At 36.0% G+C, this 18,631-nt stretch carries 21 protein-coding genes and 1 pseudogene; all 22 read right to left on the bottom strand.

The annotated features are described in order from the left end of the window. Positions 1–234 precede the first annotated feature (234 nt). The 22 genes and pseudogenes from ABX891_RS01755 to atpA all read right to left on the bottom strand — a co-directional run bounded on the left by ABX891_RS01755 (position 235) and on the right by atpA (position 18,623). On the bottom strand, positions 235–405 hold the full coding sequence (locus ABX891_RS01755) for a hypothetical protein (RefSeq protein ID WP_354628783.1): 171 nt from the start codon (positions 403–405) through the stop codon (positions 235–237). Between the two features lie 10 nt (positions 406–415). Then, positions 416–559: a hypothetical protein gene (locus ABX891_RS01750; protein ID WP_157770560.1), complete on the bottom strand. Its 144-nt coding sequence runs from the start codon at positions 557–559 to the stop codon at positions 416–418. Between the two features lie 200 nt (positions 560–759). Next, a complete protein-coding gene (locus ABX891_RS01745; RefSeq protein ID WP_354628782.1) occupies positions 760–933 on the bottom strand; it encodes a hypothetical protein in 174 nt (57 codons plus the stop codon). A gap of 98 nt (positions 934–1,031) precedes the next feature. Further along, entirely contained in the window at positions 1,032–1,220 is a 189-nt protein-coding gene (locus ABX891_RS01740) for a hypothetical protein (RefSeq protein ID WP_096794043.1), read from the bottom strand. Positions 1,221–1,472: 252 nt separating this feature from the next. Then, positions 1,473–2,390, bottom strand: a complete 918-nt coding sequence (locus ABX891_RS01735) for an ATP-grasp domain-containing protein (protein ID WP_354628781.1) — start codon at positions 2,388–2,390, stop codon at positions 1,473–1,475. A gap of 13 nt (positions 2,391–2,403) precedes the next feature. Beyond that, complete coding sequence (locus ABX891_RS01730; protein ID WP_354628780.1) at positions 2,404–2,577, bottom strand: hypothetical protein; 174 nt, start codon at positions 2,575–2,577, stop codon at positions 2,404–2,406. Between the two features lie 1,386 nt (positions 2,578–3,963). Further along, positions 3,964–4,086: a hypothetical protein gene (locus ABX891_RS01725; protein WP_354628779.1), complete on the bottom strand. Its 123-nt coding sequence runs from the start codon at positions 4,084–4,086 to the stop codon at positions 3,964–3,966. A gap of 20 nt (positions 4,087–4,106) precedes the next feature. After that, positions 4,107–4,229 carry a hypothetical protein gene (locus ABX891_RS01720; RefSeq protein ID WP_354628779.1) on the bottom strand — a complete coding sequence of 41 codons (123 nt, stop codon included), beginning with the start codon at positions 4,227–4,229 and terminating at the stop codon, positions 4,107–4,109. Positions 4,230–4,366: 137 nt separating this feature from the next. Continuing rightward, positions 4,367–4,489 (bottom strand): hypothetical protein, encoded by a 123-nt coding sequence (locus ABX891_RS01715; RefSeq protein WP_354628777.1) that lies wholly within the window; start codon positions 4,487–4,489, stop codon positions 4,367–4,369. A gap of 20 nt (positions 4,490–4,509) precedes the next feature. Continuing rightward, complete coding sequence (locus ABX891_RS01710) at positions 4,510–4,632, bottom strand: hypothetical protein (protein WP_354628779.1); 123 nt, start codon at positions 4,630–4,632, stop codon at positions 4,510–4,512. A gap of 137 nt (positions 4,633–4,769) precedes the next feature. Next, positions 4,770–4,892 carry a hypothetical protein gene (locus ABX891_RS01705; protein WP_354628777.1) on the bottom strand — a complete coding sequence of 41 codons (123 nt, stop codon included), beginning with the start codon at positions 4,890–4,892 and terminating at the stop codon, positions 4,770–4,772. A 195-nt stretch (positions 4,893–5,087) separates the two neighbouring features. Further along, positions 5,088–7,301 (bottom strand): peptidase domain-containing ABC transporter, encoded by a 2,214-nt coding sequence (locus ABX891_RS01700; protein WP_354630092.1) that lies wholly within the window; start codon positions 7,299–7,301, stop codon positions 5,088–5,090. Continuing rightward, positions 7,301–8,545, bottom strand: coding sequence for an HlyD family secretion protein (locus tag ABX891_RS01695; protein ID WP_354628776.1), 1,245 nt, complete (start codon positions 8,543–8,545; stop codon positions 7,301–7,303). Before ABX891_RS01695 ends, ABX891_RS01700 begins: the two co-directional genes overlap by 1 nt. A gap of 2 nt (positions 8,546–8,547) precedes the next feature. Continuing rightward, a complete protein-coding gene (locus ABX891_RS01690) occupies positions 8,548–8,889 on the bottom strand; it encodes a hypothetical protein (protein WP_166379278.1) in 342 nt (113 codons plus the stop codon). Between the two features lie 1,257 nt (positions 8,890–10,146). After that, positions 10,147–10,647, bottom strand: a complete 501-nt coding sequence (locus ABX891_RS01685) for a hypothetical protein (RefSeq protein WP_309167876.1) — start codon at positions 10,645–10,647, stop codon at positions 10,147–10,149. Between the two features lie 8 nt (positions 10,648–10,655). Next, positions 10,656–10,859 carry a hypothetical protein gene (locus ABX891_RS01680; protein WP_309167877.1) on the bottom strand — a complete coding sequence of 68 codons (204 nt, stop codon included), beginning with the start codon at positions 10,857–10,859 and terminating at the stop codon, positions 10,656–10,658. Between the two features lie 503 nt (positions 10,860–11,362). Then, positions 11,363–11,581, bottom strand: a pseudogene (locus tag ABX891_RS01675) (IS3 family transposase); the annotation flags it as partial. 423 nt (positions 11,582–12,004) lie between these two features. Next, complete coding sequence (locus ABX891_RS01670) at positions 12,005–14,140, bottom strand: winged helix-turn-helix domain-containing protein (RefSeq protein ID WP_309167878.1); 2,136 nt, start codon at positions 14,138–14,140, stop codon at positions 12,005–12,007. 165 nt (positions 14,141–14,305) lie between these two features. Beyond that, positions 14,306–14,728: a F0F1 ATP synthase subunit epsilon gene (locus tag ABX891_RS01665; protein ID WP_007377666.1), complete on the bottom strand. Its 423-nt coding sequence runs from the start codon at positions 14,726–14,728 to the stop codon at positions 14,306–14,308. A 13-nt stretch (positions 14,729–14,741) separates the two neighbouring features. Further along, a complete protein-coding gene (gene atpD / locus ABX891_RS01660; RefSeq protein WP_007585971.1) occupies positions 14,742–16,127 on the bottom strand; it encodes a F0F1 ATP synthase subunit beta in 1,386 nt (461 codons plus the stop codon). Between the two features lie 33 nt (positions 16,128–16,160). Continuing rightward, positions 16,161–17,021 (bottom strand): F0F1 ATP synthase subunit gamma, encoded by an 861-nt coding sequence (gene atpG, locus ABX891_RS01655; protein WP_007585974.1) that lies wholly within the window; start codon positions 17,019–17,021, stop codon positions 16,161–16,163. A gap of 60 nt (positions 17,022–17,081) precedes the next feature. Then, positions 17,082–18,623, bottom strand: a complete 1,542-nt coding sequence (gene atpA, locus ABX891_RS01650; protein ID WP_007585976.1) for a F0F1 ATP synthase subunit alpha — start codon at positions 18,621–18,623, stop codon at positions 17,082–17,084. Positions 18,624–18,631 lie beyond the last annotated feature (8 nt).

Here is an 18,631-nt window from a genome sequence, read left to right as displayed (position 1 = left end):
AAGTTATCAAAAAATATTTATAGGTAGGGAAATAAAAGAACTTGAGTTGGTTTAACTACGATCCAAGAAGAACTCACTATCCTGATCATTTAGAATAAATCATCATTAATAGAAGAATCTAAGTTAGCTCACTCTTTATAACAAAAAGTATGAGCTAACTACTATTTTTCAATACACTTCTACCTTGTAGAAAAACACTTACGACTATCTAGGTTTGAAGTGCAGTGGAATGCCTTACATTTCTGAGATACAAACAATACCACAAGAATTTAGAGTAAACATATTACCTGTTGGTTGCTCAACCGGATAACTTGCACCTCCCGCAACTTCTTTAGTAGCAACATTAGCACTACGGCCTTGTTGAGAAAGGTTTTTAATAGCTTTTTTATTCATTTTAATATTCATAATATTTTCCTTACATTTCTAATTTATTGATGGTTTCAGGGCTACAAGTAATAACTGTTGGGGGGCAAAAACCACCTACAACTTTGTCTGTCATTTTAATATCAATTACATTGAACTCTTGTAACTGTTTAAGTTTTCTTTTATTCAATTTCATACATTGTCACCGGTTACAGCTGAATAATAATAAATGGTGGAATACAACCATTACCATTTTCATCCATATACACTCCACCAAAAATATTCGCTATCATTTCTTTATTTTGTAACTCAATCATGTTTTTACCTTCAAGTATTAATAAATGTGAATTTTAACTTTGCTTTATACGGGTATTACTACACCCATAAGTAAGAAAATTACATCCATTCTTCAGGTGGAAATGGACGTGGATCGTTACCGTCTTCAGGAATAGCCATAGTGATCGGCCCATCTGGACCTCCATTCTCTTTAAGGCTTAAAGTGAAGTTAATATCACCTTTACCGCCAACAACTTGCTCTTCTTGTGATTTTTTTAATGAAAATGGGTGCATTTTCTTTTCCTTATTTACTTTCTCGTTAATGGCATTATTGCCGGTTTTATTACGTGATACTCCGCCAAGAACTCACGTAACGTTAAAAATTGTTTTAATTACATCCACTCTTCTGGTGGGAATGGACGAGGGTCGTTACCATCCTCAGGGATTGCCATTGTAATTGGGTCTGTAGGGTTGATCCCACCACCATCCTCTGTACAACCGCCAAAATAAGTAACTTTAGAGGCAACAACGCCACCTACAACTTGCTCTTCTTGTGTTTTTTCTAATGAAAATGGATGCATTTTCTTTTCCTTATTTACTTTCTCATTGATGGCATTATTGCCGTGTTTATTACGTGATACTCCGCCAAGAATTCACATAACAGTAAAAACTAAACTTTCTGTTTAACCAATTTCATGCTTACGGGAATAACTTTCGGATAGCTTGCAAACAATCTGCCCAATTACCATTCTCGTCCCAACCGAGGCCACCATCTACTGTTTTCAGTTGAACAAGACTTAACTCTTTCATATACATTTCCTTTTTATCAATTATTAACGCTCTAGCATGTAATCAACTATATAATCAGACATTGGAATACCTGATTGTTTTTCAAAACCAATAAACATGGGTGAAGGATTTGCCTCTAAAAAATAATACTCACCGCTTTCGTTCCTACGCCAGTCTATAGCAGTCCAATTAAGGTATAACTCTTCAGCAATCTGTTTTGCTTGGCTCTTTATTAACTCAGGTGTATCGATAACGATTAACTTTGCGTCATCATCCTCTCTAAAATCAGCCAACTCACTTTTTAGCTCTATTGATATAACACGCTCACCTACTACATAGGTTCGTATATTGGTGCCGGCAATAAACTCTTGTACTGTAATGGGAGATTTAGCCAACGCCGCTTCAACTCTTCCAGCCTCAAAGTGAGACTCTGTTAAAATTTCAGTATGCGCGCCACCAAAAACAGGTTTAAAAATACTTTGATCTAAATTTTTATATGCAAGCTTTATATCTTCTATGTTGTTACCAACATAGGTTTGAGGAATTTTAACGCCCAAATTTTTTATTTTTTGTAACTGATACGGTTTTTCTTGATGATGCTGAAAAGCCTCCCAGCCATTAACCCACTTAGTGCCATTTTTTAGGTAAAACCAAGTTCTTAAGCAGGCCATGCTATCCTTTGCTGCAATACCCTGCTCAGTCATATAAGTGGCTCGAGTCTCTTCATCAGACACACCCGAGAAGCTACGCCAAAACACGGCTTTAATATCACTTAAATTGATAAGCGTGCCACAACTTAAAGTTAAACTGCCATCGCCATCATTAGGTGAAAAACTAAACTTTATTTTTTTTGGAAAGTCATGCGTCTGTAGCAAATATGCGTCTACATTTCTCGCTTTTAATTTATTAAGTATTTTTAAGGCATGCTCATCATGTAACTGCCCAATAACAATATAAGCCATTTACTAAACCCTATTAATTAAGTGTGTAATAATCTAAATTACTTATGTCGCTTTCCGCGATATTGAATATTTGACAGCTATTACTCATAACACCGTCTGAATCTAAATAACTGTCAATACAGTCGGCTGCAATTTGCTTATCTAAAAAGCGTTCTAGTTCGTATTCTGATTGGAAGTACTTAGCCATTTTTATTGTTCCTATTTTGTTATTAGTGGCTGTAACAACTACGCTTTCAAATATGCATATAAAATCAGCCAATTACTGGTTTATAATTCAAACTCATGTCGCTCTATGTTTTCGACAGGATTAATAATGAGTTTTTTTTTTTAAGATTGCAAAAAACCTAAAAAAAACATAAAACAATAAAAATCAATATCTTGCCTTGAAATATTATTTTATTATAATTTCATTTTATGCTCTAAATATGAAATAGCGTGGTTTGTAAGCGCTGTATATTGTTTTAATTAGCTGGTGAAATAATAAGGTCGTTTCGACTATGAGTAGCAATTGCAGGAGCTTGGGAACGAGACTATTCCTGAGTAATATAGGCACCTTTTATTTATAAATTAAGTAAGGCATAGAAATGGTTAGTAACAAGATTTCTTTATGAGGTTTAATCTTTGAGTAGATCGCAAAGTTATCAATAAACACTTTTCTTTAAAGCGAAAATAAACAACTCAGTGCAAAGTGAAACAAGTGATCTAGCAATAGAGGTGATTTTGATTTACTCACTTACTACTCCAATGCTAATTGTAGTTTTTCGCAATGGGAGATCTGTATTTGCTAAAAGTAATACATGGGACTTTTTATATCTAACTACGTTTAGGGGCTATTCTTAGTGCTTTTATTAATTAATCAATGAATAAGCTAATAAACAACACATCATAATAAGTCTAGACTCACGGCATAATGGCCACTCACCAACGATAACTTTAAGCTGAACTAATCGATATTGAAAAGTAAACTGCCTTCTACTAATTACCGAGACTAAACAGTCAATCACCACCCTAGCTGAAAACAGTAATGATAAAAAGTTAAACCGCTGAAAAATCTACTTTGATATAAATTATTTATAACCTTAAGAGTTATTCGTAAATATTTCACCGACTAAGTTTGAAGCAGTTAAATACTAACTCTACAGCTAAAGGAAATGAGCTTGGCTGCTAATAATAGGAGGGCCTTCAGAACTCACTTTTTCAAGCCGATGTTTTAATTTTTGTTTGAGCCAGTACATCTTTTAAAGCAAAAAAAAGGAGCATATCTGCTCCTTATTCATCTTATTTCTCGCAATAAGTTAATATTACTTCTCCGCCAAGAGGGGTAATATTATTCATCAAAATATTTAATATCTGGACACATTGGTACTTTCTCACCACCAGATACTTTTTTAACTTCAAATAAAAATAAGTCTTTCACTGTTTACTCCTTATTAAAACTAATAATAAATCTTTGGTAATTTAATAATAGGCCCACATACTGTCTTAGGGGGCTTACTTTGTGAAATTGCCCCACCGATAATATCCTGCACTTCATTTACATTTAACTCTTTCATCTGTTTTTCCTTTTTATAAATTACCATTCGTATTTAAATTCAATTTTTACCGTCGTATTACCGTTACTGCTTGAAACTGACCCAGATACAGAGCCTTTACCGCCCGCAATAGCTTCTACTTCATTTACATTTAACTCTTTCATCTGTTTTTCCTTTTTATAAATTACCATTCGTATTTAAATTCAATTTTTACCGTCGTATTACCGTTACTGCTTGAAACTGACCCAGATACAGAGCCTTTACCGCCCGCAATAGCTTCTACTTCATTTACATTTAACTCTTTCATTTATTTCTCCTACTTAGAAAATTTTGGGATAGTTAGAACTTTAGGCCCAATTACACAACCACCATCTACAATGCCACCATTAGCTTCTTTTACTTGCACTATGTTCAATTCATTCATGATATTTTCCTCTTTATAAATTACCATTCGTATGTAAATACAATTTCTACCGTCGTATTGCCGTTACTGCTTGAAACTGACCCAGATACAGAGCCTTTACCGCCCGCAATAGCTTCTACTTCATTTACATTTAACTCTTTCATCTGTTTTTCCTTTTTATAAATTACCATTCGTATTTAAATTCAATTTTTACCGTCGTATTACCGTTACTGCTTGAAACTGACCCAGATACAGAGCCTTTACCGCCCGCAATAGCTTCTACTTCATTTACATTTAACTCTTTCATTTATTTCTCCTACTTAGAAAATTTTGGGATAGTTAGAACTTTAGGCCCAATTACACAACCACCATCTACAATGCCACCATTAGCTTCTTTTACTTGCACTATGTTCAATTCATTCATGATATTTTCCTCTTTATAAATTACCATTCGTATGTAAATACAATTTCTACCGTCGTATTGCCGTTACTGCTTGAAACTGACCCAGATACAGAGCCTTTACCGCCCGCAATAGCTTCTACTTCATTTACATTTAACTCTTTCATCTGTTTTTCCTTTTTATAAATTACCATTCGTATTTAAATTCAATTTTTACCGTCATATTACCGTTACGGCCTAATAGATTTTTTAGTCGGATCATCACATCCAATAAATTGTTCTCCTCTGCATGTGATACCACCAGTTACCATACCTAATGTAGCTATACTTAACTCTTTCATTTATTTTCTCCTTTTTACTAATTAACGTATTAAAAAATTGCCGTCTGAACTTGTATCTGTAAACTCTTCATTTTCAATATTTAAGCTATTTATTTTCTTTATAGCTTTGGTTCTTGAACCTAAATCTGGCTTATCTACTTCTATTGCTTCACCATATCTAAGCTCTATAACTCTATCTGCACTGGCTATTGTTTCAGGCCTATGCGCAATAATAATGCGTGTCACATCTAAATTTTTAACGGCTTCGTTTACTGAAAACTCTAGCTTTGTGTCTAAGTTACTTGTTGCTTCATCCATAAATAGAATTTTAGGTTTTCTGTACAAAGCTCTTGCTAGTAATAAACGCTGTATTTGTCCGCCCGATAATGCAGCCCCCATGTCACCAACGAGTGTGTTGTAGCCCATTGTCATTTGTAAAATATCTTTATCTATAGCCGCAATTTTGGCTGCCCATTCAACTTGTTGCATATCGAGCTCTGGGTCAAAAAACGATATATTGTCTGCTATTGACCCTGATAGAAGCTGGTCATCCTGCATTACAGCTGCAATCTGCGTTCTATATTGACCAAGTCCTAGCTGTCTAATATCAACACCGTCTACCTCAATCTTTCCTTCGTCGGGTTCAAACAATCCAAGCATTAACTTTGCAAGTGTGGTTTTACCGCAACCCGACGGGCCAATAATGGCGACTGACTCTCCGGCTTTAATTGATAGGTCTAGGTGTTTAAATACCGGTGCTTCTTTTTTGTTATATCGGTAATTAATGCCTTTAAGCTCTATATCGCCACTGATTTTTTTACCGCTCATTTTCCCCTGAATATCTTGCTCTTTCTCTGTTAAAGAGATATCTGCTAAGCGGTTAAAATGAAGACTGAGCATTTTAAATTCGATTATTTTTTCGATTAAGCTCGCCATTTTTTCTACAAATTGGCGTTTATAAGCCATAAAGGCAAACAACATACCGACCGTTAAATCACCTTCCATGACCAGCATGGCTGCAAAGTAAATAACTAGAACATTTTCAAGGCCAAAAATAACTTTATTAAACGCTTCGTAGCCTATGTTTAAGTGACCTACACGTATGCCTGAGTTCAAACTATCCGCGTATTTGTTGTGCCATACACTTTGCCTTTGCACTTCTCGACCAAAAAGCTTAATGGTTTGAATACCTCTCACTGTTTCCATAAAGTTAGATTGCTCTTTTGCCTGATTAACAATCACCTCTTCTGACATTTGGCGAAGTGGACGGTACATTGCAATTCTGAATACGGCATAAATAGCTATTGCAATTAACACAATAACGCTCAGCTTGGGGCTATATAAAAAAATCATAATGAGCGTTGCAATAGCCATAACACCATCAATAACCGCTTCAATCACACCTTTAGTCAATAGCTCTTTTACTTGTTGCAGTGAACCGAACCGAGATACAACATCACCAATATGTCGCTTTTCAAAATACTGCAAAGGTAGTCTGACTAAATGATGAAATAAGTTTGCCCCGAGCTGTATACTCATTAAATTACCAAAATGCAGTAATAAAACACTCCGTACAGCTCCTGTAACCATCTCTATTGCCATCAACAATCCAAAGCCAATAGCTAAAATAGCGAGTAAGTTTCGGTCATAGCTTAAAATAACCTCATCAACTACTAGCTGCATGTAATAAGGACTCGCTATTGCAAATGCTTGCAGTAATAGTGATAAAACAAATACTTTACCTAGCGTTGACTTTAAGCCGGTTACTTTGCTCCAAAAGTCAGATAATTTTAAGTTCACCCGCGAATCTTCAGATTTAAACTCTTCAGTTGGACTAAGCTCTAACGCAACACCTGTAAAATGTTTAGAGAACTCCTCCATTGTGTATTTTCGCTCGCCTAAACCTGGATCATGTATCTCTATTGACTTTTTAGTTACCTTTTTCAGAACCACAAAGTGATTCATATCCCAATGTAAAATACAGGGTGTTTTAAGCTGTGATAAATGTTCTAAATCTAACCTTAGTGCTCGTGTGCTTAACTTTAATTTATCTGCAATTTGCATTAGCTCTTCAAGGTTTGCACCCTTCAAAGATATTTCATGCTCTTGACGTAAACTAGTTAAGTCTGTTTTGTAACCATAGTAAGCGGCAACCATTGCTATACTTGCTAACCCACACTCCGCAGCTTCTGTTTGTAAAATTACAGGGAGACGTTTTGCTCCGCTAAATTTTAATAAGTGCATTGGGTTTTCCATCATACTGCTCCCTTAATGCTATATATTGGCTCAAATAACCACTCGAACAGAGAGCGACTGTCTACCATAATGTCTGCTTCGAGTAACATGCCTGCTTGTAAAGGCACAGAAGCTCCGTAAGCTTGTGCATTTTGATTTGTTAGCTCTACAACCACTTGATACATGGGCTCTTGAAGCGACACTGGTAAAGTCGTTTCGTTTGGTAAAAGTATTGATTTAGAAACACTTTTTATCACTCCGTCATAAATACCAAAGCGTTGATACGGAAATGCCTGATAACGAATGCGTGTACTTTGTCCTTTTTGTACAAACCCGTATGCTCTTGTGGGAACAAAAAGAACAGCTTCTAATTTTGTGTCTTCTGGTAACACTGCCATTAATGGATAATTTGATTGCGCCATCATCCCAGGTTTAACTAATAAGTTACTGATGCGACCGCTACGCTGACTTCTCACATCATAACTTCCTTGTGATTCAGCCTGGCTAATTTGCTGATTTATGTCAGCTAATTGAGAGCGTATTTGCGATTCAACTTCTTGCTGGTTCATCGGCATTTGTATTAATTCAAATCGATACTGACTTAGTAATTCTTTTTGTGAAAGTAACTGGGCTTCTAAATCTTCTGCTTGTTGCTGAATAGAAAAGTAATTATCTTTTACCGTTTCTAAATCGGCGTTAGAAGCAAATTGCTTTTCTATAAGCGATTCAGTGTCAGTAACTCTTTTTTTACTTAAAACAACTCGTTTATCTAATAATGTCAGCTGTTTTTGGGCCTGCTCCACTTGAAAAGTCGTGCTCGCTATTTGAGATTCTAATTTTTCAACACTCACTTCAGCTAATAATTTTTGATTTTGTAAGTTTTCATTTAAGAATTGCTTTTGCTTAGTTAACTCACTCACGATTACATCATTAATATCGTTACCAGAAGAAAGTAACCTTTCCATCCGTATCCGCGCTAGCAATTGACCTTTAATGACATGTTCACCTTCTTCTACAAAAATCTCTTCAACAACACCTGTTGTTAAAGGATAAACCTTAGATAAACCGGTTGTTGGTCGTAAATAACCAGAAACAACTTCTTTTCGGTGATATTCACCTAAAATAAGGTATGTGAAGCCAATAATAACAATCCCTAAAATCAACCCTAATATCCATGTAAACGACATATGAGTTGCTATTGTTACCTCACCATCAAGTTTTTGTCCTTGATGGTCAATAGCTTCTTTGCGAAATAAACCTGACATATTTACACCATTGCCTCAGGTAGTGGTGTACTACAATGCAATTTCCATTCACCTGACTCTTTTACTAACGAATGTAAATTACTCGACACTTTATCTATATCTTTGCCATCTATCTCTGCTTTAAAATTAACTACATCTCTTACAACTAATAAGTCGTCTTGCTTTGCAATTAGTGCCACATTTTGCAAAGTAAACTTAAAGTCAAATTGCTTTCTTAGTGTTTCAAACTGTTGCTTGGTCGCATTAAATAAAGGGGAGCCAGAACAGAAATAATCTTCTAAATCATCTAAGCTACCATCGCAGATTAATGCATAGTAACGGCTAAAATATTCATTAAGCGTCATAGTAAGCTCCAAATTATTTAACTTTTAAAAGAGGGTTTTATTGGCCCCCTCTGATTCGATGGAATTTATATTCACAGATAATTATTCATTTAGCAAATGTGAGGATAATTAATAAAATTATTTTTTTCAGTCACTTAAGCTAAAAAGTTATTTGTAAATAAGCTAGTAATAGTGATTAGATTTGCTTTGCTAATATGGTAAACATATTTATAGATATGGATTTGCGAAGGGAATACATAAGAAGTATCATCCCGATGGTTGCTCGGGTCTAATTTAGCTGAACGCTTAATTTATTGACATTAATACCAATAAATTAAGGAAGAAAGATGAGCTAAAAACAACTCAAAAGCCCCCACAAGCTGTTAAATATAGCGCTATTTTATTGACTAACGAGCAAGGCTACAGTATTGCAAAAATTGCTAAGTTTGTGTGTATAACGCTTAACTTTAAAGGTGAAAATATAAAGAAATAGCTAAAACGCAGCAGAGACTTCGGATGAGTCTAAAAAGCGTATGCCGTAATAACTGAGTAAAAAGCACTAAATAAAAAGTTCGAAAAGTAATACTAACCAAGGCTAACTCCTTTTCCACTAAAAAAAGTAATGATTATGAGCATAAAAACTAGTGTTCCTGAATCACCTTTAAAATTAATTTGTTACATGATGGGAATAAATAATGGCTAACTTAAATACCGAGTAGTGTTATCAGCCTATACTTTAAAATTTAATACGCGTGTTTGGTGTCTATTTAAAACTAAGAAGGGTAAGTAGTTTGGGATAACAAGGTAAATATAATTTAGAAAACAAGTAGATGAGTAACTACAGATAGATGAGTAACTACAGATTTAATTGGTATGCTTTTGATATAAGCCTGTTATTTTCTGTGGCCCTGGGCGGGAAAGTGGTTAAAATTATTGCCAGCTATTTCTCCAGCGGTTGTTAAATATAACACAACTTAAGAAAAGAAAGGAATGTAGATATATACTGCTAATAAACGCTTTTTCGGTAATTTATTTAGTACTAAGCCAGATTGTTTATGACAAAGTATACAGCCACTTATATAAAGCATGACTATATTTGGAGAATAGAGGTTAGAATGGTGAAGAGTGTAAAAATTCTTAAATAAAAATTTCCATTTAATAGAACTAAATAAGCTTAAATGGCGATTATGGCCGCTTAATAAATCTAAACCATCGTAATATAATGTAAAATTTGATAAAAATACTTACTAGTTTGCAAAGCAGATAGTACCGGCGAAACTAATTGCAATTATAAAAAACTTCATTAACCCCCTTATTTTTCATGCTCAAATCCTCATCTAAATTCTTAATTGATACTAAAATAGATGAATGGTCTACCTTGACCACTTTAAAACGAAAGTCATATGCGTCTGAACATAAGTAACCCTCTAGCTTTATAGAGGCAATGTTATCTAGCTCCTTATTATTAAAAGAAAGTACGCCATAAAACTCTTCGTTTTTGATTTTAAAAAGTAGCTCTCCCTTATAAAAAAAACCACCTTTTTCTAACCTTGGCCCATATACGACATTTCCCTTTAAAGTAGAGTAAACATACTTTCTTGACTCATAATTATCATACGCCATTAATAAATCATTTTTATTAACTAAATCACCGTTCTTAACAAAAACATCACTAATATTCCCAGATTCTCTGGAATATAAATACTCCTGAAGTTCAGGTGTATTTATATTCAAAACAGCAGAGAATGAAATTGCAGTATATAAATTGATTACTAACAAAAAGCCCCCTATTTAGTGACTTCAGTAAATATTGTAACTGAACCTGGAATTTGAACATCAGGGTCTTCCGGATTACACCAGCTTGTTCTAATCGTCACAGTTTTTGCCGCACCGTTTATCATTTTCGTTTGTTCTGGCGCTAGGATATTATTAGTATTTAAGCCTTCTGATTTAAGAACTTTTAGGTTTTTTTTCTTTAATGAAAATTTCATGAATCTTAATCCTATAGATAATTGTTTGTTATAGTTTCTTAGTGAACACAATTAATTTATCCTAAAAATATAAAAAAATGTAATTATCAATCATTATTAAATCATATAATAATTAGACCTAAACTACTGAAATTAAATAGCTTAACAATATTAGCAATCGAAAATATTAGAATAATAAAAAACTTGTCTTATTTTTGGAACGGCTGTAAAATTTAGTTTCCTTATTGCATTTGCATTTCTCGCATATGTAGCCCAAAGTACCGCCATACTTTGGGCATATATATACAAAGTCAAATAAGTAAGTCCTAAAATACATATAATTGTTTTAAGTACAACAAAGTGACGCCAGCATTGAAAATAACACTTTTCACTATTAAGCCCTTAAGTTAAATACAAAAATATTGCATCCGATTTGAAGAAACTTATAAGGCGCAAGTTTACTTTTAAATTTATAAAATTAAGTAACGGAGTTTTTCAAGTTAGTTGTCGCATCAAGTTAAATTTTATGCCGCCCGCACTTCTTCTTTTTTCTCTGGATTTAAATTTACTTCATTGATCATTGTCCAATCTCGCGACTTTCCTGACCAACGGCTTGGATTCTGTAATTTCGCCATTTCATTTACCCGATGACGTTTCGCTAGTATCGCTTTATCTAATCCTAAATGGCGCTGGTTTGGCGTGACAAATTTAATACCGCTGTGCAAGTGCGATCCATCGTTGTAAAGTTGAATAACCGATGTCTAAATCAAGCGCAATATCTTCTAGGCGAACATCATCACATTGAGATAATGCTTTTTCAACAGCTTAAACTTTAAATTCGTGTGTAAATCGACGTCTCATTTTATCTGCCTCTATTAAAAGTTAGAGGCGACAACTATCCTGACACAGGGGGGTAACAAAGATGAATTGGATTAGCTGAGAAGTTATAATATCAAACTTAGTTTTACTTAGTAATGCAGACCACATTAAATTAAAAATCAAGCTAGTTACTATATCTAACACTGTTGATTAAAAGCGATCGCATGAAAGAGCGCGCATAAATTTATCGTTTATAAGTTATTACATGCAGAAAGTCTTCGTATAAACTACTTAAATTAAGGCATAAAAGTTTTGATAACTATATTGATAATTTCAAAAAATACTAGTTAATCACTTTTCTCTAGCGATAATCTCACAAGCTCATTGTTTAGCAATTCAACTATTTCTAAGGTTAGAGTGCTATCTGAACTCGAAGAATTTACATTTAGAATAACATCTTCTGCATTGCTAACTTCAAATACTTTTTTAGGCAATATATCAACACTCTCAGCAAAATCATATTCGTAAATTGCTTTACCAGTCGAATGATAAACTTTATTTTTATTTATCGATAAAGAGTGCTTATAAGTTGATTGTTTAACTTCTAAGCCAGTTGTTTGCACCCCTGTAGATAAATCAAAAAATATTAACATACCTAGATTATTCAAAAATACTATTTTATTATTTTGTAACTGGCCAAACCACAATGCATTATTTACAGGTAATAATATACTTTTAGAGTTAACCCTATTAAAAATGTAAGAGTGAGTACTTGCACCAGATTCATCTTGCACAATATAACCAATGTTTTTATCTAGTAAATAACTAGCTGAAATCAAATTACCTTTTGGGGTAATAACTTCCCTAACGGATAAATTTTCATAATTAAGTATTTCTATTTCACTTTCATTAACACCAAAAGCCTCTTGGGAATCAGAAGATATTTTAAAGTCTCGATAGCTGAAGCTAACTTTTTTTGATTTGACCTTACCATCTTTGAATACCGTATTTAATTTAATTGATTCCCCATCATTACTTAAAAACACAAGGTTTTCTCCAATAGAACTTGCAAACCTGCTATCGTATTTTGATACACGTTCAAAGTTTTTAGAAGTTAGATCTAATCTGTAGACATTATGAAAAAAAGGATATATCAACCCTAGAACATTGTTATTGTTAATAGGATAAGTTGCCGAGTAGCGACTTCTACTATGAACTTTTGTTTTACTTTTTATACGGTTATTATTTAACGAATATTGGTAAAAAATTTCTTCTGTATTGTCATACCATAACAATGAGTCGGTTTCTTTTTGATAGTTAATTGACCATATTCTATTTTTGGTCTCAAATAGTTTTATCTGCGCGCCACCTTCTAAATCAGTCATGTATAATTCACTAGAATTAAATTGATGTCTTTCAAATATAATTTTATTCTTGTTTTTTATAAAATATAAAAACTTATCACCATATGAATTTAGGTTTGGTGAACTTATTTGAAACTCCTCACCTGTACTTAAGTTTCGATTAACAAGAACTGATAATTCAGAGCGGTTTCTATAACCATACTTTGAATAAATAAGAGAATTATTATCAATATTAATCGCATTTATTGGGTATGAAGACTCACAATTAAATAAAAACTTACTATCCGCATTACTTGTTAAACCTACTTCCCACAGCTCACATTTGCCTTTACTTTCTACACTATAAATTGCACGTTCACTATCAATTGACCAACCTGCCGGGGAAATATTAGCGTTAGCTTCTGAAATTTTTATTTCTTGCCCAGTATTTAAGTTTTTTAATAAAAGCACTGAATCTAATTGTTCTTCTCCAATGAATGAAAGCGCAACGGTTGAGTTATTTGGGGAAAGTATCATTTGACTATATACCCCCTGTAGCCAAGAGAGTGTTTCTTCGTTAAATTTTTTCTCTACAATGTTTGGGCTTTTTGTTCCTACCTTTGATAGCGTATCCTTTTGTTTATAGTCATTTTTATTTAGTAGGCTCTGAAATATGTAGATACTACCAATAACCCCTAAAACTAATATTACTATAAATCCTATTACCTTTTTTTGCATTTTATTAGGGGTTTCTTTTAATATATTAACCTGCCCCGAAGTCGAAGGCTCTTCTTCATAATAAATAATCTCAGGCTCCAAGAAAAAGCTATAACCCTTCCTGTAATGTGTTTTTACCACTAAACCACGTTGTATTTCTGACTTCAGTACTTTTCTAAGTTCTGACATTGCTCGGTTAATTGCGTTGTCATCAACATAGTGTTGACACCAAACATCATCAATTAAGTCTTGACGGGTAATGATCTCGTCTTTGTTAATAATCAAATAAGAAAGTACTTTAAAAAGAAGTGGTTCTAGTTCTCTTTCAACTTCACCATCAGAAATTATTTGAAGTTTTGGATTAAGGCTCCACGCACCGAACTTGACTTCTTTAACACTACGGGGAAAATTTGCTTCTTTCATAATTGTTATAACCCAACATCCATATCACAACTTGAGAATAAAAAATGTTTAAACTGTTTCAAATGCAAAAACATTAACGAGAGGTTAACAGCTATGTAAAGTAATGTCATCTGAACAGGCACAAAAAAGCCCACTTATAGTGGGCTTTTTACAAACCGGATAGGCTTACTTGTGACGTAATTGCTGAATTACGCGTAACTGAGCAACTGCTTCTGCCAGTCGCGTAGCCGCTTGCTGATAATCAAACTCAACAGCTGACGAATTCGCCATATGTTCTTCAGCTTCACGTTTAGCTTTTTGTACAGAATCTTCATCTAAATCTTCACCACGAACCGCAGTATCTGCAAGAATCGTGATGTGATTTGGTTGAACTTCTAATGTACCGCCAGCAACATATATCACATCTTCGTGACCAAATTGCTTAACTAAACGTACCATACCAGGTTTAAGGGCAGTTAGTAGTGGAGCATGGCCTAGGTTTACACCCAGCTCGCCTTCACTACCAGATACTTGAATCGATTCAACAAGACCAGAGAACAAACTCTGCTCAGCGCTTACTACGTCAAGATGTACAGTCATAGCTGTCATACTACCCTCCTAGTTACATGCCTTTGGCTTTTTCTTGAGCTTCTTCGATAGAGCCAACCATGTAGAACGCTTGCTCTGGCATATCATCAAATTCACCGTTTAAAATGCCTTTAAAGCCAGAAATTGTATCTTTTAGTGATACGTATTTACCAGACGCGCCTGTAAACACCTCTGCCACGAAGAATGGCTGAGATAGGAAACGTTGGATTTTACGTGCACGAGATACAAGTTGCTTATCTTCGTCAGAAAGCTCGTCCATACCTAGGATTGCAATGATGTCTTTAAGTTCTTTGTAACGCTGAAGAACTGTTTGAACGCCACGTGCTGTATCGTAGTGCTCTTGACCAATTACTTGTGGGTCAAGTTGACGTGAAGATGAATCAAGTGGGTCTACCGCTGGGTAGATACCAAGTGACGCGATATCACGTGAAAGTACTACTGTTGCGTCTAAGTGAGCAAAGGTAGTTGCTGGAGATGGATCTGTTAAATCATCCGCAGGTACGTATACCGCTTGGATTGATGTAATTGAACCAGTCTTAGTTGAAGCGATACGCTCTTGAAGCACACCCATTTCTTCAGCAAGTGTAGGCTGGTAACCTACCGCTGATGGCATACGACCAAGAAGTGCAGATACTTCTGTACCAGCAAGAGTATAACGGTAGATGTTATCTACGAAGAAAAGTACATCGCGACCTTCATCACGGAACTTTTCAGCCATAGTAAGACCAGTTAACGCTACGCGTAAACGGTTACCAGGAGGCTCGTTCATCTGACCGTATACAAGCGATACTTTATCAAGTACGTTTGAATCGTTCATCTCATGGTAGAAATCGTTACCCTCACGTGTACGCTCACCAACACCTGCGAATACTGAGTAGCCGCTGTGCTCGATTGCGATGTTACGGATAAGTTCCATCATGTTTACAGTTTTACCAACACCGGCACCACCGAATAAACCAACTTTACCACCTTTAGCAAACGGACATACAAGGTCGATAACCTTGATACCAGTTTCTAAAAGTTCAACTGAACTTGATTGCTCTTCGTATGAAGGTGCTGCACGGTGAATAGACATACGGTCTTCTTCGCCGATTGGACCCGCTTCATCGATTGGCTCACCAAGTACGTTCATGATACGACCAAGTGTTGCTTTACCAACTGGAACTTGAATCGATTCACCTGTATTCATAACTAAAGCACTACGACGTAAACCATCAGTAGTACCCATAGCGATAGTACGCACTACACCGCCACCTAGCTGTTGTTGAACTTCTAGAGTCAAACCAGCTAAATCGCCATCTGTTACTCTTAGTGCGTGGTATACCGCTGGCACGCTATCTTGTGGAAATTCAATATCCACAACGGCGCCGATAATTTGGACGACCTTACCTAAACTCATGTCTATTCCTCTCGTTAATCTTTACCCGAAGCATTAAACTGCTGCTGAGCCAGAACAAATCTCACTAATTTCTTGTGTGATTGCTGCTTGGCGAGCCTTGTTATAAACAAGCTGTAGCTCGTCCATAAGGTCACCTGCGTTATCAGTTGCAGCTTTCATTGCAACCATACGAGCAGCCTGTTCAGAGGCAGCATTTTCTACCACACCTTGGTATGCTTGAGACTCAATAAAGCGTACTAACAAAGACTCTAAAATAGCCTCTGGATTTGGCTCGTATAAGTAATCCCATGTGTGAGCAGATACTTCTTCTTCAGCTTTTGGCAAAGGGAGTAACTGATCTATAATTGGCTCTTGCCTCATGGTATTAACGAATTTGTTATATACCAAGAATAAACGGTCTATTTTGCCTTCAGAAAATGCATCAAGCATAACTTTTACAGGACCAATAACGTCTTGTACTGAAGGTTTATCTCCTAGGCCCGCTTTTTTAGCGAGTAGTTGACCACCAAAACGTTGAAAGAAGCCAGCTGCTTTACTACCTAAAGTAGCAAATTCAGCATCAACACCTTTTTCTTTCCACGCTTTAACATCAAGTGCAACTTTCTTAAACTCGTTTGAGTTTAGACCGCCACACAGACCACGGTCTGTAGAGATAACAATATAACCAACTCGTTTCACTTCACGATCTTTTAAGAACGGGTGAGTAAAATCAAGATTTGCTTGAGCAACACGACCAATTACTTCACGTAATTTGTCAGCGTATGGACGGCTTGAAGCAACGCGTTCTTGCGCCCTTTTCATTTTAGACGCAGCAACCATTTCCATTGCGCTAGTGATCTTTTGAGTATTTTTAATACTCCCGATCTTGCTTTTAATCTCTTTTCCGCTGGCCATGACTCTCTCTCCGAATCAAGGTGTGCTTTAGTTTCCTAAAGCGCACCATTAATAACTAAATTACCAAGTTTGCGTAGACTTGAACTTCGTTAGAAGTTCTTTAAGCTGCGCTTCGATCTCGGCATTTAAGTTACCAGTTTCATTGATTTGAGCCACAAGCTCTGCGTATGTGCTATTTGCATACGAAAGTAAAGCTGCTTCAAAGTCACCGATTTTCGCGATTTCGATGTCTTGAAGGAAGCCTTTTTCAGCAGCAAATAACGACAAAGACATATCAGCAACAGACATTGGCGCGTACTGTTTCTGCTTCATTAGCTCTGTTACACGCTCACCATGCTCAAGTTGAGCACGAGTTGCATCATCAAGGTCAGACGCGAACTGCGAGAACGCAGCTAATTCACGGTACTGAGCTAGGGCTAGACGAATACCGCCACCTAGTTTCTTAACGATTTTAGTTTGTGCAGCACCACCAACACGCGATACCGAGATACCAGCATTTACTGCTGGACGGATACCTGAGTTGAATAAGTCAGTTTCTAAGAAGATCTGACCATCGGTGATAGAGATAACGTTAGTCGGTACGAACGCAGAAACGTCGCCGCCTTGAGTTTCAATGATTGGCAATGCCGTCAATGAACCAGTTTTACCTTTCACTTCACCATTAGTGAACTTTTCAACGTAATCTGCGTTTACACGCGATGCACGCTCTAAAAGACGAGAGTGAAGGTAGAATACGTCACCTGGGTATGCTTCACGGCCTGGTGGACGCTTAAGTAGTAATGAAATTTGACGGTAAGCAACTGCTTGCTTAGACAAATCATCATATACGATTAATGCGTTTTCACCACGGTCACGGAAGTATTCACCCATAGTACAGCCCGCGAACGGTGCTAAGTACTGAAGTGCCGCAGATTCAGAAGCAGATGCAACAACTACGATAGTATTTGCTAGTGCACCATGCTCTTCTAATTTACGAACTACGTTTGCAATAGTAGATGCTTTTTGACCAATCGCAACGTACACACACTTAACGCCTGTGTCTTTTTGATTGATGATTGCATCGATTGCTAGTGCAGTTTTACCTGTTTGACGGTCACCGATGATAAGTTCACGTTGACCACGACCAACTGGAATCATCGCATCGATAGATTTATAACCGGTTTGAACTGGCTCATCTACTGATTTACGCTCGATTACACCTGGTGCAATTTTTTCTACAGGTTCAAACCCGTCGTTATCTAAAGCGCCTTTACCATCGATTGGAGCACCTAGTGTGTTTACAACACGACCAAGTAGACCAGGACCAACAGGAACTTCTAAAATACGACCAGTTGTATATACTTTTACGCCTTCAGTAAGGTCAGCGTACGGACCCATTACTACTGCACCAATTGAGTCGCGCTCAAGGTTTAGTGCGATAGCATAACGGCTGCCAGGAAGCTCAATCATTTCACCTTGCATACAGTCAGCAAGACCGTGGATGCGGATGATACCGTCAGTAACAGATACAATAGTACCTTCGTTACGAGCTTCACTTACAACTTCGAACTTCTCAATACGTTGTTTGATCAGATCTGAAATTTCAGTGGAATTAAGTTGCATGCTCTTTT

The sequence above is a fragment of the Pseudoalteromonas sp. NCIMB 1079 genome (genome assembly GCF_040567695.1).
Taxonomy (GTDB): Bacteria; Pseudomonadota; Gammaproteobacteria; order Enterobacterales; family Alteromonadaceae; genus Pseudoalteromonas; species Pseudoalteromonas distincta.
This window is presented reverse-complemented; position numbering and strand designations above follow the sequence as displayed.

Coding starts and splice junctions, on each gene's coding strand:
- ABX891_RS01755 (WP_354628783.1), bottom strand. CDS start 405: ATGAATATTAAAATGAATAAAAAAGCTATTAAAAACCTTTCTCAACAA.
- ABX891_RS01750 (WP_157770560.1), bottom strand. CDS start 559: ATGAAATTGAATAAAAGAAAACTTAAACAGTTACAAGAGTTCAATGTA.
- ABX891_RS01740 (WP_096794043.1), bottom strand. CDS start 1,220: ATGCATCCATTTTCATTAGAAAAAACACAAGAAGAGCAAGTTGTAGGT.
- ABX891_RS01745 (WP_354628782.1), bottom strand. CDS start 933: ATGCACCCATTTTCATTAAAAAAATCACAAGAAGAGCAAGTTGTTGGC.
- ABX891_RS01700 (WP_354630092.1), bottom strand. CDS start 7,301: ATGGAAAACCCAATGCACTTATTAAAATTTAGCGGAGCAAAACGTCTC.
- ABX891_RS01705 (WP_354628777.1), bottom strand. CDS start 4,892: ATGAAAGAGTTAAATGTAAATGAAGTAGAAGCTATTGCGGGCGGTAAA.
- ABX891_RS01710 (WP_354628779.1), bottom strand. CDS start 4,632: ATGAAAGAGTTAAATGTAAATGAAGTAGAAGCTATTGCGGGCGGTAAA.
- ABX891_RS01695 (WP_354628776.1), bottom strand. CDS start 8,545: ATGTCAGGTTTATTTCGCAAAGAAGCTATTGACCATCAAGGACAAAAA.
- atpG (WP_007585974.1), bottom strand. CDS start 17,021: ATGGCCAGCGGAAAAGAGATTAAAAGCAAGATCGGGAGTATTAAAAAT.
- ABX891_RS01665 (WP_007377666.1), bottom strand. CDS start 14,728: ATGACAGCTATGACTGTACATCTTGACGTAGTAAGCGCTGAGCAGAGT.
- ABX891_RS01670 (WP_309167878.1), bottom strand. CDS start 14,140: ATGAAAGAAGCAAATTTTCCCCGTAGTGTTAAAGAAGTCAAGTTCGGT.
- ABX891_RS01715 (WP_354628777.1), bottom strand. CDS start 4,489: ATGAAAGAGTTAAATGTAAATGAAGTAGAAGCTATTGCGGGCGGTAAA.
- ABX891_RS01725 (WP_354628779.1), bottom strand. CDS start 4,086: ATGAAAGAGTTAAATGTAAATGAAGTAGAAGCTATTGCGGGCGGTAAA.
- atpD (WP_007585971.1), bottom strand. CDS start 16,127: ATGAGTTTAGGTAAGGTCGTCCAAATTATCGGCGCCGTTGTGGATATT.
- atpA (WP_007585976.1), bottom strand. CDS start 18,623: ATGCAACTTAATTCCACTGAAATTTCAGATCTGATCAAACAACGTATT.
- ABX891_RS01680 (WP_309167877.1), bottom strand. CDS start 10,859: ATGAAATTTTCATTAAAGAAAAAAAACCTAAAAGTTCTTAAATCAGAA.
- ABX891_RS01690 (WP_166379278.1), bottom strand. CDS start 8,889: ATGACGCTTAATGAATATTTTAGCCGTTACTATGCATTAATCTGCGAT.
- ABX891_RS01735 (WP_354628781.1), bottom strand. CDS start 2,390: ATGGCTTATATTGTTATTGGGCAGTTACATGATGAGCATGCCTTAAAA.
- ABX891_RS01720 (WP_354628779.1), bottom strand. CDS start 4,229: ATGAAAGAGTTAAATGTAAATGAAGTAGAAGCTATTGCGGGCGGTAAA.
- ABX891_RS01730 (WP_354628780.1), bottom strand. CDS start 2,577: ATGGCTAAGTACTTCCAATCAGAATACGAACTAGAACGCTTTTTAGAT.